The organism is Streptomyces antioxidans, from assembly GCF_000968685.2.
Taxonomy (GTDB): Bacteria; Actinomycetota; Actinomycetes; order Streptomycetales; family Streptomycetaceae; genus Streptomyces; species Streptomyces antioxidans.
Window position 1 is genome coordinate 173,341 of record NZ_LAKD02000005.1, and the last position, 25,211, is coordinate 198,551.

A 25,211-nucleotide genomic window follows, 5' to 3' on the forward strand; every position below is an offset into this window, starting at 1 on the left:
GTCCGGCATCGGAGTCCGGTGTCAGACCCCGGCGTATCAGATCCCGGCGTATCAGACCCCGGCGTAGGAGTGCTTGCCGGTGATGAAGATGTTGACGCCGTAGTAGTTGAACAGGTAGCAGCCGAAGGCGATCAGCGCCAGGTAGGCGGCCTTGCGGCCCTTCCAGCCCGCGGTGGCGCGGGCGTGCAGGTAGCAGGCGTAGGCGACCCAGGTGATGAAGGACCAGACCTCCTTGGGGTCCCAGCCCCAGTAGCGGCCCCAGGCGGCCTCGGCCCAGATCGCGCCCGCGATGATCGTGAAGGTCCACAGCGGGAAGATCGTGGCGTTGATCCGGTACGCGAACTTGTCCAGCGACGCCGCCGAGGGCACCCGCCCCAGAACGGACTTGGCGAACCGGCCGAACTGCTTGCCCTTCGGGTTCTCCAGCTGGATCTCGTAGCGGTCCCGGAAGAGGTAGAGCAGCGTGGCGACGGCCCCGATGTAGAGCGAGGCGCCGGAGACGATCGCGCAGCTGACGTGGATCCACAGCCAGTAGGAGTGCAGGGCCGGAACCAACTGGTCGCTCGCGGTGTACAAGACAGAGACGGCGAGGCCGAGGTCGAGGAGGACCGTGGTGACGAGGGGCAGTCCGATCCAGCGCACATTCTTCTTCAGCGCCAGCAGCACCAGATATGTGGCCACCGCGACCATGGCGAAGGTCGTGGAGAACTCATACATGTTGCCCCACGGCGCCCGCTTCACCGACAGCGCGCGGAAGAGGACACCCGCGGCATGAAAGAGCAAGGCCAGGAAGGTCAGGCCCACCGCGATCCGGCCGTACACATCACCCTGTTCGGTGCCGCCCGCGGCACCCGGCCCGTCCGGGACGTAGCGGCTGCCCGCCATGGAGCGGGTGACGATCTTCGGCCGCTCCAGGACGGCGGTGCCGCCGCTCTGCCCGCCGGCCCGCACGTGCACCTTGGCGCGCTGGACGGCCTCGGCTTCGGCGGTGATCGCGGCGGCGGTGCGGCCGACGGCGCTGCGGCTGCCGAACACCCACTCGGCGATGTGTGCCAGGAAGGCGAGGGTGTAGACCGCCATCGCCGAGTAGATCAGCACGTTGCTGTAATGAGCCAGGTTCTCGTTGACTTCGGCGGCGAGGTTCACGCGCGCGCTCCTTCGGCAGGATCTTCGGGATCTGCGGTGTCGGATGCGGATTCCGGGGCGGAGTCCCCGGTGGAGTCCTTTCCTGAGGCTCCGGTGGAGTCCTCGGTGGAGTCGTCGCCGGAGTCCCCGGTGGAGTCTCGATCGGACTCTGGGTCGGACTTCGGGGCGGAGTCCCGGTCGGACTCCGGGTCGGGTTCCGCTTCCGGGGCCGGGGGTGCGTCCGTCTGGAGACGGACGGCCAGATCGGCGAGTTCTTCGGGCAGCTTGGCGTACTCACTGCGGCCGAGTCCCGCCATCTCGACCACGGTGGTGCCGTCGTCGCCCCTCGCCGCGCGCACCCACACCCGGCGGCGCTGGATGAACAGGGAGGCGGCCAGGCCCACCAGGGCGGCCACGGCGCCGATGAGGGCGCCCTGGTCACCCGGCTTGTGCGAGATCTGGAAGCTGGCCCATTCCTTGACGCCGTCGAACGACAGCGTTCCGGCGCCGTTCGGCAGTTTCATGGTGTCGCCGACCTTGAGCGCCCGGGCGAACTTGGTCTTGCCGTCGGGCTCCAGGAACTGCTTCATCCGCGACTTGTCCAGTTGGTACACGCTCTGCGGAGTGCCGCCGTCCACGCCGAGGCTGCCGTGGTAGGCGGTCAGGACCAGCGTCGGATTGTCCAGCGCCGGGAAGACGGAGAACATGCCCTGGCTGCGCACCCAGGTCGGCAGGAACTGCCCCTGGAAGCCGATTTGGTCCTTCTTGCCGCTCTTGTCCCGATAGTCCGGGACCTTGATGACCATGCTCTCGGTGAGGTTGGCCCCGTCGATCGGCAGCCCGACCACCGGGCCCCGGTGCACCACATCGCCCTTGCCGTCCCGGATGGTGACGACCGGCGAGTAGCCGTGGTTCAGCAGGAAGACCTTGTAGCCCGCGATCTCCAGCGGCTCGTTCACCTTGATCGAGGTCTTGTGGCTCGCGCCGTCCGCGCCGTCCCAGTAGCTCACATCGGCGCGGAAGGTGCGCGGAGTGCGCATCTGCGGACCGCTGCGTTCATAGGTCGCGGTGAAGCGGTCCAGCTGGAAGCCGAAGGGGGCGAGATCGTCGCTGTTGAACAGCTGCCCCGTCTTGATGTCGTCGTACTGGGTGAGGCTGTTGGAGAAGCCGCCGCCCTCGGTGATCAGGCTGCTGCCCTCGGTCTTCCACAGCTGCCCCGCGGCGAAGGACACCAGCAGCACGATCAGCGCGCTGTGGAAGAGCAGATTGCCCACCTCGCGCAGATAGCCCTTCTCCGCGGCCACCGCGTCGTCCGCGGCCTCGACGCGGAAGCGGCGCCCCTTCATGATCTTCCGGGCGGCCGCCAGCACCTGCTCGGGCTCGGCCTCACTGCGCCAGGTGGTGTACGCGGGAAGCCGGGTCAGCCGACGGGGCGCGGCCGGCGGACGGCCGCGCAGCTGGCCGATGAACTGCCAGGTGCGCGGCACGATGCAGCCGATGAGCGAGATGAACAGCAGGAGGTAGATCGCCGAGAACCACACCGAGCTGTAGACGTGGAACAGCTGGAGCTTCTCGTAGACCGGGGTGAGCGTCGGATGCCGCTCCTGGAAGTCCTGCACCTTGAGCTGGTCGATGCTGGTCTGCGGGACCAGCGAACCGGGGATCGTGGCGAGGGTGAGCAGCAGGAGCAGCAGCAGCGCCACCCGCATCGAGGTCAGCTGCCGCCAGAACCACCGGGCCCAGCCGAGCGGCCCCAGCGAGGGGATGTTGATCTCCTCGGCCGGGGCGGTGGACAGCTGCGACCCCGCGGCGCCGAGCTCGCGCTCCTCGGCGGTCACGCCACCCTCGGGCGGCGCGCCGGCCCCCTTGCCGGCCGCGGTGTCGGTATCGGTGGTGGACATCGATCAGATCCCTACGTTGAAGCCCTGGGCCCAGGTCTGCATGGAGCCCATCATGGTGTCCCAGACACCTGTGAGCAGCAGCACCCCCAGGGCGACGAGCATGCCGCCCCCGGCTCGCATCACCCAGACGTAGTGCCGCTTGACCCAGCCGAAGGCACCCAGCGCCCGGCGGTAGGCCACGGCGACCGCCACGAACGGCAGCCCGAGCCCCACGCAGTACGCGGCGGTGAGCAGGGCACCGCGCCCCGCACTCGCCTCATTGAACGCCAGGGTGTTGACGGCGGTGAGCGTCGGCCCCAGGCACGGCGTCCAGCCGACGCCGAACAGGGCGCCCAGCACCGGTGCCCCCGCGAGCCCCAGCGTGGGCTTGATGTGGAAGCGGAACTCCCGCTGTCCAAAGCCCCCCAGCACCCCCATGAAGACGAGGCCCATCAGGATCGTGATGACCCCGAGGATCTTGGAGATGGTCTCCTTGTGCTCCTGGAGCGTCCAGCCGAAGTTGCCGAAGAGCGCGCCCCCGGAGACGAAGACCGCGGTGAAGCCGAGCACGAAGAGCGAGGCGCCCGCGACCATCCGGCCGCGCTTGGCCTCGGCCAGATCCGTGCCCGTGACCCCGGTGACGTACGACATGTAGCCGGGCACCAGCGGCAGCACACAGGGGGAGAAGAAGGAGACCAGTCCGCCGAGCAGGGCGACCGGCAGCGCCAGCAGCAGCGCCCCGGTCAGGACGGTCTCGTTGGGATCGGTCGCGGCGGCCAGTGTGTTCACAAAGGGTCACTTCTCCGCGATCAGCGGCGTGACCATCGTGCGCAGGCGCTCCTCGCTGAGCGGCGTCAGAGCGCGGGCCGCGATCCTGCCCTCCCGGTCCAGCACGATCGTCGAGGGAATGGCCTGCGGATTGAGGCTGCCCTTGGGGAAGCGCAGCATGAGCTTGCCGATCGGGTCGTACAGACTCGGGTAGTCGATGCCGTATTCCTTCTCGAACCTCAGCGCGGGGGCGCGGTTGGAGTCACGGGTGTTGATCCCGATGAACCGCACGCCCTTGGCCTCGGTGTCCTTGGCCACCTTGGCGAGGTTCGACGCCTCGGCCCGGCAGGGGGCGCACCAGGAGCCCCAGACGTTCAGGACCACGATCTTGCCCTTGTAGTCCGCCAGGTCCAGGGGCTTGCCCTCCAGGGTCTTGCCCAAGAGCTGGGGTCCGTCCTTGCGGTTCTCCTCGGCGACGGTGTCCACGCCGCCCTTGCCCTGGACGAACTTGGTGTCGGCGGAGCCGCCCGAGGTGCCGCCCCCGCCGCAGGCGGTCAGGGACAGCATCACAACCGTGGCCCCGGCGGCCAGCACGGTTGCGCGACGGCGGGTCACGAGGCCCCGAGGGGCACGGCAGACACTCATGTGAAAAGTTTCGCATGGCCCTTTTGGGGATCTTCGCCACCCCCCTCCGGGTACCCCGCCGCGCAGCGCGGGGCCTCGTCCACGGTCCACTCCCGGCCCGCCCCGCGTCCACCGGCGCCGTCAGCCGCCGTTCGCGCTCCACGCCTGGCCCACGCCGAGCCCGCGCAGTTCGGCCAGGACCGCGGGGTCCTGTGCGTCCAGCCAGTCGGTGAGCTGCTTGAAGGAGACCAGCCGGACGTCCTTGTGCTTCTCGTCGGCCATGTGCTTGAGCGCTTCCTCGACGGCGTCCATATAGATGCCGCCGTTCCACTGCTCGAAGTGGTTCCCGATGAAGAACGGGGCGCGATTGGTCTCATAGGCCCGGTTGAAACCGGCTATGTATGCCTCGGTGGCCTGCTTGCGCCAGCCCGGGTAGTTCGCGGGCGGGGCGTTGGTGGAATTCTTCGACTGGTTCGCCAGAATGTTGTAGTCCATCGAGAGCACCTCGAAGGAGTGTCCCGGAAAGGGAATCTGCTGCAGCGGATAGTCCCAGAGGCCCTGCTTCTTCGACGGCCACACCTGAAGTCCGCCCGGCGAACTGGCGTCATAGCGCCAGCCGAGCTCCCGGGCGGTCGGCAGCAAATTTGTCTGCCCCTTCAGACAGGGAGTGCGGCCGCCGATGAGCTCCTTGCGGTAGTCGAAGGGCAGCGGCTCCACATCGGTGAAGCGCGTATTCGTCCGCCACTCCGTGACAAAGGACATGGCCTGATCGATCTCGGACTTCCACTGCGCGGACGTCCAGTTCTCCACCGAGCCGCTTCCGGAGCAGAAGTGGCCATTGAAATGGGTGCCGATCTCATGACCCTCGAGCCACGCCTCGCGCACGTTCCGCAGGGTGGCCTTGACGTGCTCATCGGTGAGATAGCCGATGTCGGAGGCGCCCACCGGGTTGTTCGGCGGCCGGTAGAGCGACTTCTTCGACTCGGGAAGGCAGTAGATACCGGAGAGGAAAAACGTCATGAAAGCGCCGTATTCCTCGGCCAGTTTGCGGAACCGCGGGAAGAGACCGTTGCCGACCTCTCCCGCGCCGTCCCACGAGAACACCACGAACTGCGGCGGCTTCTGCCCCCGCGCCAGCCGCTCCGGCTTCGGGGCCTCCTTACGCCGCTCACCGTGCGAAGTGGAGCCGTCACCGATCGGCTTCGCCTGGGTCGTCTTCGCGGGCTTCGGCGTACCGGATCCGGGCCCCGAGGAACAGCCGGCGACGGCCAGTGACGCCGCCGCTCCCACACCAAGACCGAGGATCCCCCTCCGGCTGACCTCACGCATGACGCCCTCAATTCACGATCGCCGTTCTCATTGCCCGGGGTGTCCGGACAACCCTGGAGATGGCGAGGCGAATAGCGAGGTTCCGAAAGAGCGCGGTCAATTACACGGCGGACACAATGTCTCCATTCGATGGCACGTCGATGGCACGCCCCGGCCCGGCCGCGGCCGGGCGCACCGCTCAGGCACCGAAGCCCTTGGAGGCGCCCTTCACCGGCTTGGCACCCGCGCGCAGATGGGGCGGAACGAGATCACGGGCAGGTTCGCTGTAGCCCACCGAGACGATCCGGTCGCCGCGGAAGGTGAAGCTGGTGAGGCTGGCCAGCGTGCACTGCCGCCTGCGCGGGTCGTGCCACAGCCGCCGCCGCTCCACGAAGCTGCGCACGATCCAGATCGGCAGCTGATGGCTGACGCACACCGCCTCATGCCCGCGCGCGGCGTCCCGCGCCCGGCCCAGCGCCGCCATCATCCGCACCACCTGGTCGACATAGGGCTCACCCCAGGACGGGCGGAACGGGTTGGCGAGATGGCGCCAGTTGCCCGGTTTGCGCAGCGCGCCGTCGCCGACGCCGAAGGTCTTGCCCTGAAAGACGTTCGCCGCCTCGATCAGCCGCTCGTCCGAGGCCACGTCCAGGCCGTGCGCCTTGGCGATCGGCGCCGCCGTCTCCTGCGCCCGCTCCAGCGGGGAGGCGACCACATGGGTGATGTCACGGTCGGCGAGGTGTTCGGCGACCCGGTCGGCCATCCGCCGCCCCAGATCGGAGAGGTGGTAGCCGGGCAGCCTGCCGTAGAGCACGCCCTCCGGGTTGTGGACCTCGCCGTGGCGCATCACATGGACGACGGTGATGTCGTTCTCGCTCTGTGTCATGTCATCCATCATTCAGTGGCCTCGGCGGCGGCCCGCACCGCCCCCGGCAGAGCCGCCCGCACCCGCTCCAGCGCCCTCTCGTCATGCGCCGCGGAGACGAACCACGACTCGAAGGCGGAGGGCGGGAGGTAAACGCCCTGGGACAGCATGGAGTGGAAGAAGGCGGTGAAGCGGAACGCCTCCTGCGCCTTGGCCTTCTCGTAGTCGGTGACCTCGTCGGTGGTGAAGAAAACCGAGAACATGTTGCCCGCGGCCTGGATCCGGTGCGCCACGCCCTCCTTGGAAAGCGCCTCCGCCACCATCGCCCGCAGCCGCTCGGAGGCCGCGTCGACCTCGGCGTACGCCGCGTCGTCCAGCAGCCGCAGCTGGGCGACGCCCGCGGCCGTGGCGACCGGGTTCCCGGACAGGGTGCCCGCCTGGTAGACCGGACCGGCCGGGGCCAGGCGCTCCATGACGTCCGCGCGCCCGCCGAAGGCCGCGGCCGGGAAGCCGCCGCCCATGACCTTGCCGAAGGTCATCAGGTCCGGCTCCACGCCGTCCAGCCCGAACCACCCGGCCCTGGAGACCCGGAAGCCGGTCATGACCTCGTCGGAGACATAGAGCGCGCCGTGGTCGGCGCAGAGCTGCTTGAGGCCCGCGTTGAACCCGGGCAGCGGCGGCACCACGCCCATGTTGCCCGCCGACGCCTCGGTGATCACACAGGCGATCTCCCCGGGGTGCGCGGCGAAGGCCGCCCGGACCGCCTCCAGGTCGTTGTACGGCAGCACCACGGTCTCCCCCGCCTGCGCTCCCGTCACCCCCGGAGTGTCCGGCAGCCCGAAGGTCGCCACCCCGGACCCGGCCGCGGCCAGCAGGGCGTCCACATGCCCGTGGTAACAACCGGCGAACTTGATCACCTTCGACCGCCCGGTATACCCGCGGGCCAGCCGGATCGCCGACATCGTCGCCTCGGTGCCGGACGACACCAGACGCACCTGCTCGACCGGGGCGACCCGCGCCACGATCTCCTCGGCGAGCTCGACCTCTCCCTCGCCCGGCGTGCCGAACGACGTACCGCGGGCGACGGCGGCCTGCACGGCCGCGGTGACCTCGGGGTGGGAATGGCCGAGGATCATCGGCCCCCACGAGCACACGAGGTCCACGTATTCGCGTCCATCGGCGTCGGTGAGGTACGGACCGTCCCCGGACACCATGAACCGGGGCGTACCTCCCACGGCGCGGAACGCCCGCACCGGAGAGTTCACGCCGCCGGGCGTCACGGCGGCCGCGCGATCGAAAAGTGTCTGCGAAACTGGGGCTGCGTACGGATAGCTCACGCACGCCATGTTGTCAGAGGCGGACGTATCCCCGCGGCCGGGCGTTTCACAGCTCTATGGTGGGGGAGGTCTCTGTCACAGAGATCGGGTTGCGCGGTTGTGGCCGCGAGTGGTCGGGTGGAGATATGCATCGCGGTGGCGAACTGGGTGAAGGGACTGACGACCGAGGCCCCGAGCGTGCCCGGCCCGGACGCCATCGGCGGGACGAGGCGGGCAGGGCAGGCAGAAGCGGGGGCCGCATGGGGGTGACCTACAAGTACTTCGGTGCGCCGGACGGCGCCACCGCGGCCAGGGTCCCCATCTCGATGCGCCCCGAGGAGCTCGGCGGCGATGAGCTCGGCCACGGCATGTTCACGAAGATCAAGCCGGAGACAGTGGCCGCGATGGTCCTCACCGGTATCGAAGGCGTCCCGCTGCACAAGGTCCCCCCGCTCGAACTGGTCGTCCTCCACCCCGACTACGCCGTCGTCAAGCTCCCGATGACCGCCGTCGATCCGCTGCGCGGCGTCGGCGAGGAGGCCGTGGGCGCCGCGGCCTTCATCTGGTCCACCGTCCCCGACCGCGGCGGCCCCAGGGACGCCTTCATGGTCTATCAACTGCTCCATGAGTGGCAGGACTTCTCGCATCGGCTGCACGAGGCGGGGCACCAGCCGTACTGCCTGGTGTGGCCCTGAGCCGAAGTCCTAAGCCGGGCCTGGGGTTTGCTCTGCGACGTGCTCAACGGGGCCCGCAGGCCGGGTGGTCGGAGTCCGGCCCATTGCAGAGGAAGTAGCCCGACCAGCGGTAGTGGCTGTCGGGCACGGTGCCGGGGCCTCGCTGCCAGGTGGCCGCCTGATCGCCGTTGGAGAAGGTCAGACCGCCCTGATCGACCGTCGGTTCGCTCTCCAGCAGGGTGGCCAGGCCGCGGAGGAAGGACGTCCGGTCCGGGCGCTTCTTCCAGGACGCGATGACCTCCTCCGGTGCGGCCGCGGAGAAGCCCGTGCCGTCGAAACCCCCGCGGTCCATGGCCACTTCCATGGTGTCGAAGTCGCCCCGGCACGCCGCGTTGTGCACCGAGTCGACTGAGGGCTCGCGGCGTTGGGTGCCATCTCCCGTGTCGAAGACCGAGTGGGCCTTGCCGCAGCTCGGGCCCTTGCCGTCGGCTCCGCGCTGACCGTCGCCGTCCGGCAGGAGCCAGAAGGTCAGGCCGACGGCGGCGGCGAGGACCAGGGCGGCCGCGGCGAGGGCGCGTCGGCGTCCGCCCAGGCGGGAGGTTCCGGGGGCGGAGGCGGTCTCGTCGGGCTCGGGCGGTTCCTGACGGGGAGTGCGGTTGCGGGCGATGGAGATATGGGCGCCGCGGTCGCGGTTCAGCTGTTGCGGGCGTGGGCGGTTCTTGCGCATCAGGGCGCGGTCCACGCGGTCGTAGAGGTCCGCCATGGTGAACAACTCCGGCGCGTCCGGGGCGCCCTCTTCGAGAAGGGCGATCAACTCGCCGGTGAAGGCCGGGTATCGCTCCCCCGGTGGCGCCAGCGCCTGCTTGGTGGCGTGGGAAGCGGCGAGGACCGAGGTGCCCTCGACATCGGCCAGCCGGATCGTGTCGTCCCCCGCGGACAGATGGCCGCGCAGAGCGGTGCCGCTGAAGCAGCAGTCGAGGATGACGACCTTACGGCGGACATGGTTGGCGCTCAGCAGGATCTCGCGCAGGTCGTCGTACTTCACCGCGGTGAACGACTTGTCCTTCGTCGTCTCCGGTACGGCCAGGTGTAAGCCGCCGCTGAGCGGATAGAGCAGGCCGTGGCCCGCGTAGTAGACGACGAGCGTGTCCGTGGCCTCGACGGCCGCGCGGTGGACGGCCTCCAGCATGCTGTCGCGCGTCGGCTGCGAAACGATGCGGCAGCGCTCCTCGGGGAGGCCCCACACCTCGGGATCCCGGAACAGCTCGGCCAGCCGCCCGCAGCCCGCCGCCACGGACGGCCGGTCGTCCAGATGCCGCTGCCGGTCCCGGGAGGCGGCCCCGCCCCGGGTGAAGGCATGGGCCTCGATGAGGACGGCCCGGGAGGCGGAGGGGTCCGCGAGGCGCGCCGCCGGTGCCGTGGTCTCTCCCGTCGCACGGGAGGCACGGGAGGCACCCGAGGTGCCGGAGCGCCAGGTCATGCCGGGCGATCGGGGCGATCGGAGTTATCCGGGTGGCCGGAGTCCTCCGGGGGCTCTTCCGGCGGCCGGGAGCCCTCCGGGGACTCCAGTTGCCGGAGGAGGCGGCGGATCGTCTCCGGGTCGGTGCTCTCAACGCGCAGGGAGACGCCGTCGCGTTCCACCCGCGCGTCCGCACCGGGCGCCCGCGCGTCGCGCCACGTGGCCACGGCGAGCAGCAGATTGCCGAGGGAGGTGAGGTTCGAGACGACGATGGAGATGACCTCGAGGCCGCCCAAGGCGCCGTCGCGGTCCTCCTGGTCCACCAGCGCCATCTCCGCGGCGCCCGCGACGTCGGGGTCCTCGGTCAGCCAGCGATAGAGGTCGAGGACGCCGGGAGACCCCTCGGCGGCGTCGGCTCGAAGGCGGAACTGCACGGCACCCATCCCCCGGTGTGATCCTGTGGTGGGCGCCGATCGTAGCGCTCCCCTCCCGCTACGTCCCTTGGCGCGGCGGGCCGTACCCTGCCCCCATGCTCATCGCACGTTCCATCGCCCTGTTCGCCGTGGCCGCGCTGCTGGAGATCGGCGGCGCCTGGCTCGTCTGGCAGGGCGTGCGTGAGCACAGGGGGTGGGCGTGGATCGGCGCCGGAGTCATCGCCCTTGGTGCCTACGGGTTCGTGGCCACGCTCCAGCCGGACGCTGAGTTCGGCCGCATCCTCGCGGCGTACGGTGGCGTGTTCGTGGCCGGATCGCTCGCCTGGGGCATGGCCGCCGACGGCTACCGGCCCGACCGCTTCGATGTGCTCGGAGCGCTGATCTGTCTGGCCGGAGTCGCTGTGATCATGTACGTGCCTAGGAGGTAACCGCCGGCCGGCCGTGGCCGCCCTTGCCCTCGTGGTCGCCGTGGTCGTCCTTGCCCGGCTTGCCGTGGTCACCGTGGTGGTCGTCCTGCTCCTGCTGCTCCGTACCGAGGACGCAGCCGGTGTCCGGGTCGATGAAGACGGTCGTGAGGGTGTGGTCGCACTCGACCTCCACGACCCACACCTGCTTGACCTTCTGCTGGTGCGGGTCCTTGTGCTCGACCTTGGGCTGCTTGTCCTTGCTCGGCTCGCCCTTGGGCTGCTTCTCCTTGGGCTGCTTCTCCTTGCTCGGCTGGCCCTTGGGCTGCTTGTCCTTGCCCTGGTCGGCGTGGTGGCGCGGGTCCTTACGGCCGTCCTTGCGACCCTCCTCGTGCTTGCCCTGGTGGCGCGGGTCGTCCTCGGGGCAGTCCACCAGCTCGGCGCTGACCGCCTGGCCGCCGACCTCGCACTCGGCGATCTCGACCGCCTCGGCGAGCGTCACCGGGTCGCTCTTCTTCTGCTCCTGCTGCTTCGGCTGCTTCGGCTGCTCCTGCTGCTTCGGCTGCTTCTGCTGCTCCTTGTGCTCCTGGCCGTGGTGCGCCTGGTCGTCCTCGTGGACGGGTACGGCGACGGGGCGGGCGGCACCGCGGTCCTGGGCCTCCTCAGCGGGCTGGGCCTCCTCGTACGGCTGCACGGCCTGCTCCGGCTGCGCCACCTGCACGGGCTGCGCCACCTGCTCCGGCTGCGCCATCTGCTCCGGCTGCGCCGCCTGCTCGGGGCGCGCCGCGCTGCGGCCCCCGTACCGCCCGCCCTCGTCGTGACGGCCGCCCTGGTCGTCCCGGGCGTGGTCATCGTGGTGGCCACTATTGGGGTCCTGGTCGCTGTTCGACTCGTAGCGGCCGTGTTCGTGCTGCCCCTGGGTGTCCTCGCGATGGCCGTTCTCGTGGTTCCCCTGGTCGTGGTTCTCGTTGTTGTCGCCGTGCGCCCGGTCCTGGGGACAGTGGTTGCTCTGCGGCGACTGCGGGTCAGGGGTGCTGCCCGACGCCCATGCGGTTCCCGGAGCCCCGGCGACCAGGGCCGCCGCCGCGATGGCGCCCGCTGAGGCCACGCCCCAGCGCCGGAAGGAACGACGGGACCGCTGAAGGAATCTGCTCTGCTGGGTCATTACCTGAATTCACTCCTTGGGCATGGGTGCTCCACCTACCGGCGCCGCGCCGGACGCAGTGCACCCTTCCCCGAGCCCGAGGGCCCCTAGCGGATTCCTATCTTCAGTCCCTCGGTTGGAGGTAAATCGGGCCGTCATATCCTGCATATGGATCATGCGCACACAGCACCGTTTGCGCCACGTCACCATTGGAGGGCCGATGACCACCCGTACCGCAGTGATCACCGGCGCGAGCAGCGGGATCGGAGCCGCGACCGCGCGCCGCCTGGCGGCCGCCGGATTCCGCGTCGTCCTCGCCGCCCGCCGTAAGGAGCGCATCGAAGCGCTCGCCGCAGAGCTGACCGAGGCAGGGCACCAGGCCGAGGCATACGTCCTGGACGTCACCGACCGCGCCGCCGTGGAGTCCTTCGCCGCCGGTCTGGACCGTTGCGACGTCCTGGTGAACAACGCGGGCGGCGCCGTCGGCACCGAGACCGTGGCCACCGCCGACCCGGCCGACTGGCGGGCGATGTACGAGGTCAATGTGGTGGGCGTGCTCCAGGTGACCCAGGCACTGCTGCCCGCCCTGACCGCCTCCGGCGACGGCACGATCGTCGTGCTGTCCTCCACGGCGGGCCATGTGGCGTACGAGGGCGGCGGCGGGTACGTGGCCGCCAAGCACGGCTCCCACGCCATCGCGGCCACCCTGCGGCTGGAGCTGTGCGGTGAGCCGGTGCGGGTGATCGAGATCGCCCCGGGCATGGTGAGGACCGACGAGTTCGCGGTGAACCGCTTCCGCGGCGACGAGAGCCAGGCCGCGGCCATCTACGACGGCGTGGCCGAGCCGCTGACCGCTGACGACGTGGCCGACACGGTCGAGTGGGCGGTCACCCGCCCCTCGCATGTGAACATCGACATGATGGTCATCCGCCCCCGCGCCCAGGCCGCCCAGCACAAGGTCCACCGCGAGCGCTGAGCCCGTCCGCTCTCGTCCCGCGGCTCTCGTCCTGCGGCGGGCGGGGCCTCCGCCCCAGACGCCGGGCACCGGTCGTCCGCCGCGCGCCTTCCCCGCGGGAGGACGCGCGGCCCACACCACGTACGGTCCCGCACATGCGGTCCTGAGCTCAGCCCTTCACGCACACCACCTGCTTGAGCCGTGCCACCACCTCGACGAGGTCCCGCTGCTGGTCGATGACCTTCTCGATCGGCTTGTACGCCCCCGGGATCTCGTCCACGACGCCGGAGTCCTTGCGGCACTCGACGCCCCGCGTCTGCTCCGCCAGATCGTGGGTCGAGAAGCGCTTCTTCGCCGCGTTGCGGCTCATCTTGCGGCCCGCTCCGTGCGAGGCCGAGTTGAACGACGCCTCGTTCCCCAGACCGCGCACGATGTACGAGCCGGTGCCCATGGAGCCCGGGATGATCCCGTAGTCCCCGTTCCCGGCGCGGATGGCGCCCTTACGGGTCACGAGGAGGTCCATGTCCTCGTAGCGCTCCTCGGCCACGTAGTTGTGGTGGCAGCTGATCACCGGCTCGAAGACCGGGCGGGCCTTCTTGAACTCCTTGCGCACCACGTCCTGGAAGAGCGCCATCATGATCGCGCGGTTGTACTTCGCGTACTCCTGCGCCCAGAAGAGATCGTGCCGGTACGCCGCCATCTGCGGGGTGTCCGCGATGAAGACGGCCAGGTCGCGGTCGACCAGACCCTGGTTGTGGGGCAGCTTCCTGGCCTTGCCGATGTGGTGTTCGGCCAGCTCCTTGCCGATGTTGCGGGAGCCGGAGTGCAGCATCAGCCAGACCGAGCCCTCGTCGTCGAGACAGAACTCGATGAAGTGGTTACCGGATCCGAGCGAACCCATCTGCTTGACCGCCCGCTCCTGGCGGAACCTGACCGCCTGGGCCACTCCCCCGAACCGGCTCCAGAAGTCGTCCCACCCCGTCGTCGGAAACGCGTGCAGCCGCCCGGGGTCCACCGGGGCGTCGTGCATACCGCGCCCCACCGGGATCACCTGCTCGATCCTGGACCGCAGCCGCGAGAGGTCCCCCGGAAGGTCATTGGCGGTCAGCGACGTCTTGACGGCCGACATGCCGCAGCCGATGTCCACGCCGACGGCCGCCGGGCACACCGCGCCCTGCATCGCGATCACCGAGCCGACCGTGGCGCCCTTCCCGTAATGCACATCCGGCATCACGGCGAGGCCCTTGATCCAGGGCAGCGTGGCCACATTGTGCAGCTGCTGCATGGCCCCGCCCTCGACCGTCGAAGGGTCGGTCCACATCCGGATCGGCACATGCGCGCCGGGCACCTCGACATACGACATGATGTACTCATCCCCCGTAAAAAACTGAAAACGCAAAAGCCGGGCCAATGCCCCATAGGTGGCGGGCGACCGGCAGGCACGGCGGTGCGTGCGATAGACATTGTGTCCAGCCACCGCCTGCGGGTGGCAAGGAGTTTTCCGTCGCACGAAGGGACACGGACAGTGCAGCCAGTGCAGCGAAGGGGGGACGGACGGCGGGCCGCCCCGGCAGTCGCCGTGCTCATCACCGTGCTCATCGCGGCAGGGCTTGGCGGATGCACCGGCTCCGATTCGACGACCGACCCGGACGACGGCGACTCCGGCGACTCCGGAACGGCCTCCTCGGCCGAGCCCGGGCGCTATCGCACCCTGCCCGAGGCGTGCGGCGCGGCCAGCCGTAAGACCCTCCAGACCCTGCTGCCCGGCGCCGAGCAGGACGACAAGGCGTACGATGGCCAGGCGGCCGTGACGTATGACATAGACCGCCGGGACGGCTGCCGCTGGAAGGTGGAGACCACGAGCGGCACGCGCTATCTCACGCTCGACTTCCAGCGGGTGGTCTCGTACGACCCCTCGGTCAGCGATGACGACCGGGCCCAGGAGACGTACGAGAAGAAGGCCGTCGCCGCCGACATCCCGGACGCCACGAGCCCTCCCGCCAGCCCCTCCAGCCCCGAGAGCGACGCGGGCGACGGCGACTCCTCCGCCTCCGCCGGTTCGGGATCCGATGAGTCCGGTAAGAGCGGTAAGGGCGACGGAGGGGGCAAAAGCACCGATAGCCCCTCCGCGGGCGCCGACGCGAGCGGCGGAAGTGACGAAAGTGACACCTCCTCGGGCGACACCGCCCCGCGCCGGCTGGACGACCTCGGTGACGACGCCTTTCTCAATGACCGACTGATCACCAAGGACTCGGGCATACACCGCGACATCACCGTCGTGTTCCGGTCCTCGAATGTGATTGCCACCATTGAGTACGACCAGTGGACGACCGACAAGAAGCACATTCCCAGCAGCCGGGAACTGCAGGAAAACGCCCAGGATTTGGCCGATGAACTGACCGGTCGCCTGAACGAATAAGGGGCCCTCGCACCATCCGTGTGAGCACCCCGTCCCCACCCCGCGGAGACCTCGGAAATTGGGACGCCCGCGCGTCGGCCGCGTACCGTGCCGACTAATGACGCGGGCGGCACATCCGCCCATCGACAGAGAATGAGCGAAGGACCCATGCACCGTTCAGCCCCGCGACTCGCCCGAATACTCGCCTGCGCGACCGTACCTGTGGTGCTCGTCGCCGGCTGCTCCTCCGGCTCGGGCAAGAAGGACGACAAGGACACCGGTGGTTCGGCGAGACCCGGCTCGCCCAGCGCTTCACCCACCGTCGCGGCAGCGAAGTTCACCAAGCTGCCCGATGTGTGCTCCGTGCTTTCCGGGAAGACGGTCGACGACCTCGTCCCGAAGGCGCAGAACAAGAAGGGCAAGGCACTTCCCTCGGCCGACACCAATACGTCCGCCAGCTGCCTGTGGAGCGGCCTCGACAAGTTCGACTACCGCTCGCTGACCATCTCCCTCAAGCTGTTCCGCTCCGACCAGGGGCTCGGCTCCGGCGACAAGCGCGCCGGGGATTACGCCGCCCAGCAGGCCAGCAGGGCCGCCACCGCGGGCAAGGTGACCGACCCCAAGACCGAGAAGGTCGCGGGCATCGGTGACGAGGCGACCACGGTCAGCACCAAGGAGAAGAAGGACGGCGACGACTTCCGCGACCAGACGGTCGTGGTCCGCACCGCCAATGTCGTCATCACCGTCCAGTACGACGGCGCGGGCTATGAGACCGCCAAGGCCCCGGACGCGGCCGACCTGCTCAAGGACGCCAAGTCCGCCGCCAAGGAGGCCGTCGATGCCATCGGTAAGGGCGTCAAGAGCGGAGCCTGACGCGCCGACACGGCCCCTTCCCGCCCATGAGACTTGACGTGTATGCGACGCTGATGCGGCTGTTGTTGAGGACGGGGAGGGGTCGCGGGTGGCCGCGATGCAATTGACACGGATGCACCGAATACTGGCCGGAGTGGTCGTCACCGGTGCGGTGGTGATCGCCGGGATCGGCTTCGCCGGTTCCTACGCCGCGGTGCGCGATCTCGCCCTCGACAAGGGCTTCGGCAAGTTCGCCAATGTCTTCCCGATCGGCATCGACGCGGGGATCGTGGTGCTGCTCGCGCTGGATCTGCTGCTCACCTGGATCCGCATTCCGTTCCCGCTGCTGCGGCAGACCGCCTGGCTGCTGACCGCGGCCACCATCGCCTTCAACGGCGCGGCGGCCTGGCCGGACCCGGTCGGGGTCGGCATGCACGCCGTGATCCCGATCCTGTTCGTCGTCTCCGTCGAGGCCGCACGGCACGCGGTCGGCCGGATCGCCGACATCACCGCCGACCGGCACATGGAGTCGGTCCGCATCGCCCGCTGGCTGCTCGCGCCGGTGCCCACCTTCCGGCTGTGGCGCCGGATGAAGCTGTGGGAGCTGCGCAGCTACGAGGAGGTCATCAGGCTGGAGCAGGACCGGCTGGTCTACCAGGCCAGGCTGCGGGCCCGCTACGGGCGCTCCTGGCGCCGCAAGGCGCCCGTGGAGTCGCTGATGCCGCTGCGGCTGGCGCGGTACGGGGTGCCGCTGGCGGACACCGCCCCGGCGGGGCTCGCGGCGGCCGGTCTGGACCCGACCACGGTGTCGGCGACCGCGCTTCCCCCGGGCCGGTCTCCGGCGGGCGGGGCGGGGGCCAAGAACGGGTCCCCTGCGGCCCAGCCGGACCCGTACGGCGCGCCGGGGGCCGTGCCGGACCCCGGCCCGCAGCAGCACCCCCAGCAGCCCCAGACGCAGGAGCTGCCGCTCTCGCTGCCCCTGCCGGTGTACCAGCAGCCCGCCGGGCCGGGCCATGACGGCCGGAACGGCGTGCCCTTCGACCCGGCGGCCGCCCACCCCGCGCCGGTCGAGCAGCAGACCCAGCAGCCGCAGCACCCGCAGGACCAGTACCCGCAGCAAGTACCGCAGCACCCGCAGCAGGTACCGCAGCCGCAGCAGTTCCAGCCGCAGGACCAGCAGGTCCCGGGCCAGGCGCCGCAGCCCCAGCAATTCCCGCAGCCCCAGCTGACCGTGCCGGTCGGGCCCGGCGGCCGGGTGCGTCCGCTGGGCGGTGAGGGCGTGGGGAACCACCAGGGCGTCTACGTACCGGAGCAGCGCGAGCCCGAGCGGTACGCCTACGAGGAGCCGCAGCCGGAGCAGCAGCTCGATCAGCTGCCGGACGACGTGCCGCGCGAGGAGGTCTACTACGCGACCTTCCGCCAGTTCCTGGCCGACAACAGCCGGTTCCCCTCCGCGTACCAGTTCGGGCAGCGGCTGCGGGAGTCCTACGGCGTGACCGGTCTCAGCAACAGCGAGCTGGCCGGGTACGTCGAGGACTTCAAGGAGCGGGTCCGGCTGGAGCGCGAGGCCATCCCGTAGCCGTCCCGCGGAGCGGGAACGCCGGGCGGCGGCCGTAAGGCCATCCGCCCGGCGCCCGGGAGTCGCGGAGGTCAGGCCGCGAGCAGCTTGCGCACCCGGTCCGCCCCCACCGCCAGCAGCAGCGTGGGCAGCCGCGGGCCGGTGTCCCGGCCCACCAGCAGGGTGTAGAGCAGCGCGAAGAACGACCGCTGGGCGACCTTCAGCTCCGGCGTCGGCTTGGCCTCCGGCGACAGCCCCGCCTGGATCTTGGGCACCCCGTAGACCAGCGTGGTGAGGCCGTCCAGCGACCAGTGGTCGTCCAGGCCGTCGAGCAGCAGCCGCAGCGACTCCCGCTCGGTGTCGCCCAGCGCGGCCAGCCGCTCCGTGTCCGGCTCGTCCCGGACCCGGGTGCGCTGATCGGCCGGGACCTGGGTGGTGATCCAGCGCTCGGCCTTGTCGAGCCGGGGCCGGGTCTCCTCCAGGGACTTCACCGGGTTGTCGGGGTCGAGCTCGCTGAGGATGCGCAGCGTCTGCTCGTCATGGCCGGTGGTGATGTCCACCACCGAGGCCAGCGTGCGGTACGGCAGCGGGCGCGGGGTGCTCGCCAGCTCGCCCGTGGCGGTGCGGGTCGCGCGGCGGTACGCGGCCGCGTCCGCGGGCTGGGCCGTGCCCTCAGTGATCTTCCGCTCCAGCGCGTCCCACTCGTCGTAGGTCCGCTGGATCTCCTGGTCGAACGCGATCTTGAAGGACTGGTTGGGCCTGCGGCGGGCGTACAGCCAGCGCAGCAGCGGCGCCTCCATGATCTCCAGCGCGTCGGCCGGGGTGGGCACACCGCCCTTGGAGGAGGACATCTTGGCCATGCCGCTGATGCCCACGAACGCGTACATCGGGCCGATGGGCTGGTCGCTGCCGAAGACCTCGCGGACGATCTGGCCACCGACCACATAGGACGAGCCCGGCGAGGAGTGGTCGACGCCCGAGGGCTCGAAGACCACGCCCTCGTACGCCCAGCGCATCGGCCAGTCGACCTTCCAGACCAGCTTGCCGCGGTTGTACTCGGTCAGGCGGACGGTCTCGCCGTGGCCGCACGCGCAGGTGTACGCCAGCTCGGTGGTCTCGTCGTCGTACGAGGTCACCGTGGTCATGTCGCGCTCGCAGACCGAGCAGTACGGCTTGTACGGGTAGTAACCCGCCGCGCCCGCGCTGCCGTCGTCCTCGGCGGCGGCGCCCGAGCCCTCGGCGGCGGCCAGCTCCGCCTCGTCCACCGGCTTCTGCTGCTTGGGCTTCTTGGCGCCGGGCTTGTCCTTGGTGCGGTACCGGTCCAGGACGGCGTCGATCTCCCGGCGGTGGCGCATCGCGTGCAGGATCTGCTCCCGGTACGCCCCCGAGGTGTACTTCTCGGTCTGGCTGACGGGGTGGAACTCGATGCCCATCTCCCGCAGCGCCTCGGCCATCGGCGCCTTGAAGTGCTCCGCCCAGTTCGGATACGGGGACCCGGGCGGGGCCGGGACCGAGGTGAGCGGCTTGCCGATGTGCTCGGACCAGGAGGGGTCGATCCCGACCGGGACCTTGCGATACCGGTCGTAGTCATCCCAGGACAGGATGTGAACGCACTCGCGGCCCCGGCGCCGGATCTCGTCGGCGACCAGGTGCGGGGTCATGACCTCGCGCAGATTGCCGAGGTGGATCGGGCCGGACGGGCTGAGGCCCGAGGCGACGACGACAGGTTTGCCCGGGGCGCGGCGCTCCGCCTCGGCAATGACCTCGTCGGCGAATCGGGAGACCCAGTCGGTCTCGGTGCTCTGAGCCACGGTCGGCACTTCCTTCCTAGCGGTCATGGCACGCCCATTGTCCCAGACGGAACGGGCCCATCCGGATTCACCCACAGGGCCCGCCGGGCGAGCCCGGGTTATCCACAGGCCGGGGAAATCGTTGGACCCGCCGTGAAATACTGGGTTGTCCATACCACCACTATCGGAATGGCACCTCATCCATGGCATCGGTCCTCTCCCTCGCCGCTACGGTCCATCAGCGCCTCGCGGACGCCCTCTCGGCTGCCCTGCCGGAGGCCGGCTCCGCGGACCCGCTGCTGCGACGAAGCGACCGGGCCGACTTCCAGGCCAACGGGATGCTGGCGCTGGCCAAGCAGCTCAAGGGAAACCCCCGTGAGCTGGCCGCCAAGGTCGTGGCGCACCTTCCGGTCGCCGCCACCTCGGCCGACCCCGATCCGGTGATCGCCGACATCGAGGTCTCCGGCCCCGGCTTCCTCAACATCACGATCGCCGACTCCGCGATCACCGCGACCCTCGCCGCCCGCGCCGCCGACGACCGCCTCGGCGTGCCGTACGCGCGGGAGCCCGGCACCACCGTGATCGACTACGCCCAGCCGAATGTGGCCAAGGAGATGCACGTCGGCCATCTGCGCTCGGCGGTGCTCGGCGACGCGGTGGTGCGGATCCTGGAGTTCGCGGGCGAGAAGGTGATCCGCCGCCATCACATCGGCGACTGGGGCACCCAGTTCGGCATGCTCATCCAGTATCTGATCGAGCACCCCCATGAGTTGGACCACAAGGACGCCGCCTCCGGCGAGGAGGCCATGTCCAACCTCAACCGGCTCTACAAGGCCGCGCGGGCGCTCTTCGACTCCGACGCGGAGTTCAAGGAGCGGTCCCGGCGGCGGGTGGTGGATCTCCAGGCGGGCGACCAGGAGACCGTCGCCCTGTGGCGGAAGTTCGTGGACGAGTCGAAGATCTACTTCTACTCGGTCTTCGACAAGCTGGACATCGAGATCCACGACCCCGATGTGGTCGGCGAGTCGGGTTACAACGACATGCTGGCCGAGACCTGCCGGCTGCTGGAGGAGTCCGGTGTCGCCGTGCGCTCCGAGGGTGCGCTGTGCGTCTTCTTCGACGACATCACGGGCCCCGAGGGCAAGCCGGTGCCGCTGATCGTCCAGAAGTCCGACGGCGGCTTCGGCTATGCGGCCACCGACCTCTCCGCGATCCGCGACCGGGTGCAGCACCTGAAGGCCGACACCCTGCTCTATGTGGTGGACGCCCGGCAGTCGCTGCACTTCAAGATGGTCTTCGAGGCCGCCCGCCGGATCGGCTGGCTCAATGACCAGGTGCACGCCGTGCATCTCGCCTTCGGCACCGTCCTGGGCAAGGACGGCAAGCCGTTCAAGACCCGCGCGGGCAAGACGGTGCGGCTGGAGGACCTGCTGGACGAGGCCACCGAGCGGGCCGCGGCCGTGGTCCGGGAGAAGAGCGAGAAGAAGCTCGGCCTCACCGAGGAGGAGATCCTCGAGCGCGGCGCCCAGGTCGGCGTCGGCGCGGTGAAGTACGCGGATCTGTCCACCTCCGCCTCGCGGGACTACAAGTTCGACCTGGACCAGATGGTCTCGCTCAACGGGGACACCTCGGTCTACCTCCAGTACGCGTACGCCCGGATCCAGTCGATCCTGCGCCTGGCCAAAGAGGGCCAGCGGCCGCTGGCCCACCCGGAGCTTCCGCTGGCCCCGGCCGAGCGGGCGCTGGGACTGCACCTCGACCAGTTCGGGGAGACGCTGCGCGAGGTGGCCGCCGGGTACGAGCCGCACAAGCTGGCCGGGTATCTGTACCAACTGGCCTCGCTCTACACGACCTTCTACGACCAGTGCCCGGTCCTGAAGGCGGAGGGCGGCCCGGCCCAGGTGGACAACCGCCTCTTCCTGTGCGACATCACGGCGCGGACGCTGGGGCAGGGCATGTCCCTGCTGGGCATCCGCACCCCCGAGCGCCTTTGAGCCACCGCGGTGAGCCGCGTGTGAAGAGCCCCGCCCCGGCTTCCCGGGGCGGGGCTCTCCGCGTTCATCGGCGGCACGCCCTACGCGTCACCGCGTCACCGCGTCACCGCGTCACCGCGTCACCGCGTCACCGCGTCACCGGCAGAGCACATCGCGCTTCGGCCGCTCACCGGTCAGCAGGAAGTCCGTCACCCTCCGGTCCGCGCAGGCGCTGCCGTTCTCCACATACGCCGCGCCGTGCCCCATCGCGTCCACGCTGACCATCCGGGCCCGGTCGCCAAAGGCACGCCGGAGGCCCCGCGCCCCTCCGTACGGGGTGGCCACATCCCGCTTGTTCTGCACCAGCAGGACGTTCGACGGCCCCTGCTCGGTGATCCGCACCGGCTTGTCCCGCGGCTCGTCATGCCAGAACGCGCACGGTGTGACGTTCACCGGCATCCCCGCGGTGAGCGGGTGGCTCTTACGGCTGACCGCGACATCCCGCGCGTAGTCGGGCAGGGAGGTGGGCCACTCCACGTCGTTGCAGATGGTCGCGAGGGACACGGCCGCGGCGTCCTGCGGGGGGTCGGCCGGTGCCTCGGCGGGCACCTCGCCCGCGTCCGCGTCGACGATCAGCCGGGCCAGGCCCTCGAAGCCGTCCCGGGAGTACAGGGCGTTCAGCATGCCCTGGCGCAGCGCGTTGCCGTTCAGCTCGGGCGGGTTGGCGCCGGGCCACGGCAGCGGCTTCGCGTCCAGCCGGGCGGCCAGGTCCAGGACCCGCCGCCGCACTCCGTCGGGGGTCTCGGCGAGCCGCACGGGGCTGCCCGGGTCGGAGGCCCAGCGGGCGAAGTCGGGAAAGGTGTCCTCGACGCCCACGGCGTAGTTGGCCAGCCAGCCGCGCTCCACCCGCTCCGGGTCCGGGTCGTCATTGCTGTCCAGCACCCAGCGGTCGGTGTGCTCGGGGAACAGCTGGGCGTAGACGGAGCCCGCGTACGTCCCGTATGAGACGCCCCATGCGGACAGCTTCCGTTCGCCGAGCGCCCGGCGGACGCTGTCGATGTCCCGCGCCTCGTTGACGGTGCTGATGGTGCGCAGCAGTTCGCCGCCGTTGCGGGCGCAGGTGTCGGCGATGCGGCGGCTGGTGGTGATGTTCTCCGTGATGTCCCCATTCGGGGCGGGCCAGGGGCGGGAGGCGAGCAGCGAGAGATCGGCGGGGTTCAGATCGCATCCGGTGTGGGTGGACCGCCCCAGGCCACGCGGGTCGAAGCTGACGATGTCGTAGGCGTCCCGCACCGACTGCGGCAGCTGTTTGCCGAGCGTGCTGGGCTGCTCGAGACCGGGCGATCCGGGGCCGCCCGGGATCAGCACCAGGGCGCCCCGGCGGGCCCGCGGCCGCTCGCTGGGGATGCGGGAGACGGCGAGGGAGATCCGCCTGCCGCCGGGATCGCGGTAGTCCAGCGGCACCTTGAGCGTGGCGCACTCCTGGCGGGGGTCGAGCCCGGTGCCCTCGCAGGCGCCCCAGTCGAGCGCGGCGGCGGCCGGGCCGGCCGGCGGGTCCGGGGTCGCGTTCGCGGACGCGACCCCGAGGACGGAGGCGGTGGCGGCGGTGGCGAGGGTCAGTGCGGCGGTCTTGCCGGTCATCGGTCTCATGTGCACAAGCCTTGTCGAACGGGCCTTCCCGTCCCATCCGGGCACCCGGCCGACCCAACCGGGGGAAAACCCCCGGGCGACTGCCGTGAGTGCCCCCGCGCGGAGGACACTTCGTGCCACCTTTCCTGGCCGGAACAACTTCTCGCCGCCCGGGCCCGTCCAATCCCGTGAATCACCTGTCATCAGCAGGCCACCAACACACCACACACCTACAGACAACAGACCAACAGACAACAGACCATTGGGGGCTCACCATGCGACGGTGGGGCACCGCGCTCGCGGCGATGGCGCTCGCGGGCGGCGCGCTGGCAGCGGCGACAACGGCAGGGACGGCCGGAGCCGCCACGCAGACCGCGGCCAAGACGGCGACGACCTGCGAGAACGGCTGGGGCAGCGGCGAGAAGAAGGCCCAGCCGGAGGAACACACTCCGCTGGGGAACATCAGGACGGGGCGGCACGCGTGCTACGACCGCATCGTGTTCGACGTGAAGGGGGCCACGGCCGCCGATCCCGTCGGCTACCACGTGGGGTATGTGGACGCCCTGCACCAGGACGGCTCGGGCGAGAAGATCCCGGTCCACGGCGACGCGATCCTGGACATCCGTGTGTCCGCGCCGAGCTACGACCCGGCCAGCGGCGCGGAGTCGTACCCGGGGCGGGCGGGCAAGCCGCTGCGGGGGGTGGACGTCTCCGGCTACCAGACCTTCCGTGACACCCGCTTCGGCGCCAGCGTCGAGGGTGACACCCAGGTGGGCCTCGGGGTGCGGGAACGGCTGCCGTTCCGCGTCTTCCAGACCGACGGCCATGTCGTGGTGGACGTGGCGCACTCCGCGAAGGCGGCAAGCTGAGCGTTGAAACGCCAGGCGTCGAACGCGCCAAGCTGAGCGCGAAAAGCCGGGCGTTGAACCCGGTGCGCTGAACGCGGCGCCGCGGCCATGACGAGGGGCCTGCCCCGCGACCCGATGGGTTCGCGGGGCAGGCCCCTCGCCGTGCTACGGGGGTCGGCTACCTGCCGAAGCCGTAGTCCATCAGCTTCTTCGCGTCCGCCGTGCGCTTGTCCACCGAGGTGGAGGCGAGAACGGTGCCGATCATCGTCTTCCCGCTCCGGGTGGCGGCGAAGACCAGGCAGTACTTGGCCTCCGGGCCCGAGCCGGTCTTGACGCCGATGGTGCCCGAGTAACTGCCCAGCAGATTGTTGGTGTTGGTCCACGACATATAGCGGTAGCCGCCGCTCTTCGTGGTCACCTTCTGCTTGGTCGACTTCGTCTTCACGACCGAGCGGAACGTGGAGTACTTCATCGCGCTGCTGGCCAGCTTGGTCAGATCGCGCGGCGTCGAGTAGTTGGCGCCGTGCCCGATGCCGTCGAACGAGTCGAAGTGGGTGTTCTTCAGCCCGAGGGACTTGGCGGTGGTGTTCATCTTGCCGATGAACGACTTCACCCGCGCGGCCCGGGTGGATCCGGTGCCGAACTTGTCCGCCAGCGCGTACGCCGCGTCACAGCCGGACGGGAGCATCAGCCCGTACAGCAGCTGGCGGACGGTGACCTTGTCGCCGACGATCAGCTTGGCCGAGGAGGCCCAGTTGTTGTCGACGATGTAGTCGCTGTACGCCTTCTGGACCGTGACCTTGGCGTCCAGGTTGAGGTTCGGCTGTGCGAGCACCACCCGGGCGGTCATGATCTTGGTGGTGGAGCCGGTGGAAAGACGGCTGTCCGCGGCCTTGGTGAACAGGCTCTTGCCCGTGGCGTTGTTCATCACGAAACCGCCCTTGGCGGCGATCGTGGGAGTAGCGGTCGTCGCGGCCTGCGCGGAGGCGGTGAACGCCCCCGCCGTCAGCACGGCTCCAGCGGTGATCGTGACCGCGGATACGCGACGTAGACCCTTCATGCCGGTTTTCAACGTGAATATCTCCAAATGCCCCTGGCCTGCGGCCGCATCGCAGGGCCGCTCCCTGATCAGACGCCTGAGAGGGCCCGATGGATGTGCCCTCTGCGGAGATTTCCTGGAAATTCCCCCGGGTGCGCGGCTGTGCCC

At 70.0% G+C, this 25,211-nt stretch carries 22 protein-coding genes; 8 read left to right on the forward strand and 14 right to left on the reverse strand.

What is annotated here, in order from left to right:
* Window positions 1-51: 51 nt before the first annotated feature.
* The 7 genes from ccsB to hemL form a co-directional block, all read right to left on the reverse strand.
* Window positions 52-1,146: a c-type cytochrome biogenesis protein CcsB gene (gene ccsB / locus VT50_RS04720; protein WP_046084253.1), complete on the reverse strand. Its 1,095-nt coding sequence runs from the start codon at window positions 1,144-1,146 to the stop codon at window positions 52-54.
* Entirely contained in the window at window positions 1,143-3,026 is a 1,884-nt protein-coding gene (gene resB, locus VT50_RS04725; protein WP_046084254.1) for a cytochrome c biogenesis protein ResB, read from the reverse strand. The genes ccsB and resB overlap by 4 nt, the downstream gene beginning before the upstream one ends.
* 3 nt (window positions 3,027-3,029) lie before the next feature.
* On the reverse strand, window positions 3,030-3,794 hold the full coding sequence (locus VT50_RS04730) for a cytochrome c biogenesis CcdA family protein (RefSeq protein WP_046084255.1): 765 nt from the start codon (window positions 3,792-3,794) through the stop codon (window positions 3,030-3,032).
* Between the two features lie 6 nt (window positions 3,795-3,800).
* Window positions 3,801-4,418: a TlpA family protein disulfide reductase gene (locus VT50_RS04735; RefSeq protein WP_046084256.1), complete on the reverse strand. Its 618-nt coding sequence runs from the start codon at window positions 4,416-4,418 to the stop codon at window positions 3,801-3,803.
* 120 nt (window positions 4,419-4,538) lie between these two features.
* Complete coding sequence (locus VT50_RS04740; protein ID WP_046084257.1) at window positions 4,539-5,726, reverse strand: polysaccharide deacetylase family protein; 1,188 nt, start codon at window positions 5,724-5,726, stop codon at window positions 4,539-4,541.
* A gap of 178 nt (window positions 5,727-5,904) precedes the next feature.
* Entirely contained in the window at window positions 5,905-6,591 is a 687-nt protein-coding gene (locus tag VT50_RS04745; protein WP_206269340.1) for a histidine phosphatase family protein, read from the reverse strand.
* 8 nt (window positions 6,592-6,599) lie between these two features.
* The gene (hemL, locus tag VT50_RS04750; protein WP_075200247.1) at window positions 6,600-7,916 is read right to left on the reverse strand and encodes a glutamate-1-semialdehyde 2,1-aminomutase; all 1,317 of its coding nucleotides are present in this window, start codon (window positions 7,914-7,916) and stop codon (window positions 6,600-6,602) included.
* Between the two features lie 116 nt (window positions 7,917-8,032).
* Between hemL and VT50_RS04755 the strand changes: the two genes are divergently transcribed.
* Window positions 8,033-8,581, forward strand: coding sequence for a hypothetical protein (locus VT50_RS04755; protein ID WP_075200248.1), 549 nt, complete (start codon window positions 8,033-8,035; stop codon window positions 8,579-8,581).
* 43 nt (window positions 8,582-8,624) lie between these two features.
* On the opposite strand, the gene VT50_RS04760 is transcribed toward VT50_RS04755, so the two are convergent.
* Together VT50_RS04760 and VT50_RS04765 are read right to left on the reverse strand one after the other, a co-directional pair.
* Window positions 8,625-10,040, reverse strand: a complete 1,416-nt coding sequence (locus VT50_RS04760) for a caspase family protein (RefSeq protein WP_053048420.1) — start codon at window positions 10,038-10,040, stop codon at window positions 8,625-8,627.
* A complete protein-coding gene (locus VT50_RS04765) occupies window positions 10,037-10,462 on the reverse strand; it encodes an effector-associated constant component EACC1 (RefSeq protein ID WP_053048421.1) in 426 nt (141 codons plus the stop codon). Before VT50_RS04765 ends, VT50_RS04760 begins: the two co-directional genes overlap by 4 nt.
* An 86-nt stretch (window positions 10,463-10,548) precedes the next feature.
* On the opposite strand from VT50_RS04765, the gene VT50_RS04770 reads away from it, so the two are divergent.
* Window positions 10,549-10,881, forward strand: coding sequence for a YnfA family protein (locus VT50_RS04770; RefSeq protein WP_046084296.1), 333 nt, complete (start codon window positions 10,549-10,551; stop codon window positions 10,879-10,881).
* On the opposite strand, the gene VT50_RS38950 is transcribed toward VT50_RS04770, so the two are convergent.
* Complete coding sequence (locus VT50_RS38950) at window positions 10,871-12,022, reverse strand: hypothetical protein (RefSeq protein ID WP_046084261.1); 1,152 nt, start codon at window positions 12,020-12,022, stop codon at window positions 10,871-10,873. The two genes, VT50_RS04770 and VT50_RS38950, sit on opposite strands and share 11 nt — an antisense overlap.
* A 199-nt stretch (window positions 12,023-12,221) precedes the next feature.
* Here VT50_RS38950 and VT50_RS04780 point away from each other — a divergent pair, with 199 nt between their 5' ends.
* A complete protein-coding gene (locus VT50_RS04780) occupies window positions 12,222-12,977 on the forward strand; it encodes an SDR family NAD(P)-dependent oxidoreductase (RefSeq protein ID WP_046084262.1) in 756 nt (251 codons plus the stop codon).
* 148 nt (window positions 12,978-13,125) lie between these two features.
* Here VT50_RS04780 and VT50_RS04785 read toward each other — a convergent pair whose 3' ends face one another.
* Entirely contained in the window at window positions 13,126-14,319 is a 1,194-nt protein-coding gene (locus tag VT50_RS04785; RefSeq protein WP_046084263.1) for an RtcB family protein, read from the reverse strand.
* Window positions 14,320-14,490: 171 nt separating this feature from the next.
* Between VT50_RS04785 and VT50_RS04790 the strand changes: the two genes are divergently transcribed.
* The 3 genes from VT50_RS04790 (at window position 14,491) to VT50_RS04800 (ending at window position 17,785) form a co-directional block, all read left to right on the forward strand.
* A complete protein-coding gene (locus VT50_RS04790) occupies window positions 14,491-15,375 on the forward strand; it encodes a hypothetical protein (protein WP_046084264.1) in 885 nt (294 codons plus the stop codon).
* Window positions 15,376-15,522: 147 nt separating this feature from the next.
* Complete coding sequence (locus VT50_RS04795) at window positions 15,523-16,227, forward strand: hypothetical protein (RefSeq protein ID WP_046084265.1); 705 nt, start codon at window positions 15,523-15,525, stop codon at window positions 16,225-16,227.
* Window positions 16,228-16,324: 97 nt separating this feature from the next.
* Complete coding sequence (locus VT50_RS04800) at window positions 16,325-17,785, forward strand: DUF2637 domain-containing protein (protein WP_206269341.1); 1,461 nt, start codon at window positions 16,325-16,327, stop codon at window positions 17,783-17,785.
* A gap of 71 nt (window positions 17,786-17,856) precedes the next feature.
* On the opposite strand, the gene lysS is transcribed toward VT50_RS04800, so the two are convergent.
* Window positions 17,857-19,602 (reverse strand): lysine--tRNA ligase, encoded by a 1,746-nt coding sequence (lysS, locus tag VT50_RS04805; RefSeq protein ID WP_075200249.1) that lies wholly within the window; start codon window positions 19,600-19,602, stop codon window positions 17,857-17,859.
* A gap of 155 nt (window positions 19,603-19,757) precedes the next feature.
* Here lysS and argS point away from each other — a divergent pair, with 155 nt between their 5' ends.
* The gene (argS, locus tag VT50_RS04810) at window positions 19,758-21,548 is read left to right on the forward strand and encodes an arginine--tRNA ligase (RefSeq protein ID WP_046084268.1); all 1,791 of its coding nucleotides are present in this window, start codon (window positions 19,758-19,760) and stop codon (window positions 21,546-21,548) included.
* A gap of 135 nt (window positions 21,549-21,683) precedes the next feature.
* Here argS and VT50_RS04815 read toward each other — a convergent pair whose 3' ends face one another.
* Window positions 21,684-23,177 (reverse strand): alpha/beta hydrolase, encoded by a 1,494-nt coding sequence (locus VT50_RS04815; protein WP_046084269.1) that lies wholly within the window; start codon window positions 23,175-23,177, stop codon window positions 21,684-21,686.
* Window positions 23,178-23,431: 254 nt separating this feature from the next.
* Between VT50_RS04815 and VT50_RS04820 the strand changes: the two genes are divergently transcribed.
* Window positions 23,432-24,025, forward strand: a complete 594-nt coding sequence (locus VT50_RS04820; protein ID WP_046084270.1) for an AMIN-like domain-containing (lipo)protein — start codon at window positions 23,432-23,434, stop codon at window positions 24,023-24,025.
* A 157-nt stretch (window positions 24,026-24,182) separates the two neighbouring features.
* Here the strand turns inward: VT50_RS04820 and VT50_RS04825 are convergent, their stop codons facing one another.
* Window positions 24,183-25,064, reverse strand: a complete 882-nt coding sequence (locus VT50_RS04825; RefSeq protein ID WP_046084271.1) for a D-alanyl-D-alanine carboxypeptidase family protein — start codon at window positions 25,062-25,064, stop codon at window positions 24,183-24,185.
* Between the last annotated feature and the right edge of the window lie 147 nt (window positions 25,065-25,211).

Bases quoted from the DNA above. Each gene is read 5' to 3' on its own strand.
- VT50_RS38950 (WP_046084261.1), bottom strand. From the start codon at position 12,022: ATGACCCAGCAGAGCAGATTCCTTCAGCGGTCCCGTCGTTCCTTCCGG.
- VT50_RS04740 (WP_046084257.1), bottom strand. From the start codon at position 5,726: ATGCGTGAGGTCAGCCGGAGGGGGATCCTCGGTCTTGGTGTGGGAGCG.
- VT50_RS04785 (WP_046084263.1), bottom strand. From the start codon at position 14,319: ATGTCGTATGTCGAGGTGCCCGGCGCGCATGTGCCGATCCGGATGTGG.
- resB (WP_046084254.1), bottom strand. From the start codon at position 3,026: ATGTCCACCACCGATACCGACACCGCGGCCGGCAAGGGGGCCGGCGCG.
- VT50_RS04795 (WP_046084265.1), top strand. From the start codon at position 15,523: ATGCACCGTTCAGCCCCGCGACTCGCCCGAATACTCGCCTGCGCGACC.
- argS (WP_046084268.1), top strand. From the start codon at position 19,758: ATGGCATCGGTCCTCTCCCTCGCCGCTACGGTCCATCAGCGCCTCGCG.
- VT50_RS04745 (WP_206269340.1), bottom strand. From the start codon at position 6,591: ATGACACAGAGCGAGAACGACATCACCGTCGTCCATGTGATGCGCCAC.
- VT50_RS04760 (WP_053048420.1), bottom strand. From the start codon at position 10,040: ATGACCTGGCGCTCCGGCACCTCGGGTGCCTCCCGTGCCTCCCGTGCG.
- VT50_RS04825 (WP_046084271.1), bottom strand. From the start codon at position 25,064: ATGAAGGGTCTACGTCGCGTATCCGCGGTCACGATCACCGCTGGAGCC.
- VT50_RS04735 (WP_046084256.1), bottom strand. From the start codon at position 4,418: ATGAGTGTCTGCCGTGCCCCTCGGGGCCTCGTGACCCGCCGTCGCGCA.
- VT50_RS04755 (WP_075200248.1), top strand. From the start codon at position 8,033: ATGCATCGCGGTGGCGAACTGGGTGAAGGGACTGACGACCGAGGCCCC.
- VT50_RS04820 (WP_046084270.1), top strand. From the start codon at position 23,432: ATGCGACGGTGGGGCACCGCGCTCGCGGCGATGGCGCTCGCGGGCGGC.
- VT50_RS04780 (WP_046084262.1), top strand. From the start codon at position 12,222: ATGACCACCCGTACCGCAGTGATCACCGGCGCGAGCAGCGGGATCGGA.
- hemL (WP_075200247.1), bottom strand. From the start codon at position 7,916: ATGGCGTGCGTGAGCTATCCGTACGCAGCCCCAGTTTCGCAGACACTT.
- VT50_RS04800 (WP_206269341.1), top strand. From the start codon at position 16,325: ATGCAATTGACACGGATGCACCGAATACTGGCCGGAGTGGTCGTCACC.
- VT50_RS04770 (WP_046084296.1), top strand. From the start codon at position 10,549: ATGCTCATCGCACGTTCCATCGCCCTGTTCGCCGTGGCCGCGCTGCTG.
- lysS (WP_075200249.1), bottom strand. From the start codon at position 19,602: ATGACCGCTAGGAAGGAAGTGCCGACCGTGGCTCAGAGCACCGAGACC.
- VT50_RS04815 (WP_046084269.1), bottom strand. From the start codon at position 23,177: ATGAGACCGATGACCGGCAAGACCGCCGCACTGACCCTCGCCACCGCC.
- VT50_RS04765 (WP_053048421.1), bottom strand. From the start codon at position 10,462: ATGGGTGCCGTGCAGTTCCGCCTTCGAGCCGACGCCGCCGAGGGGTCT.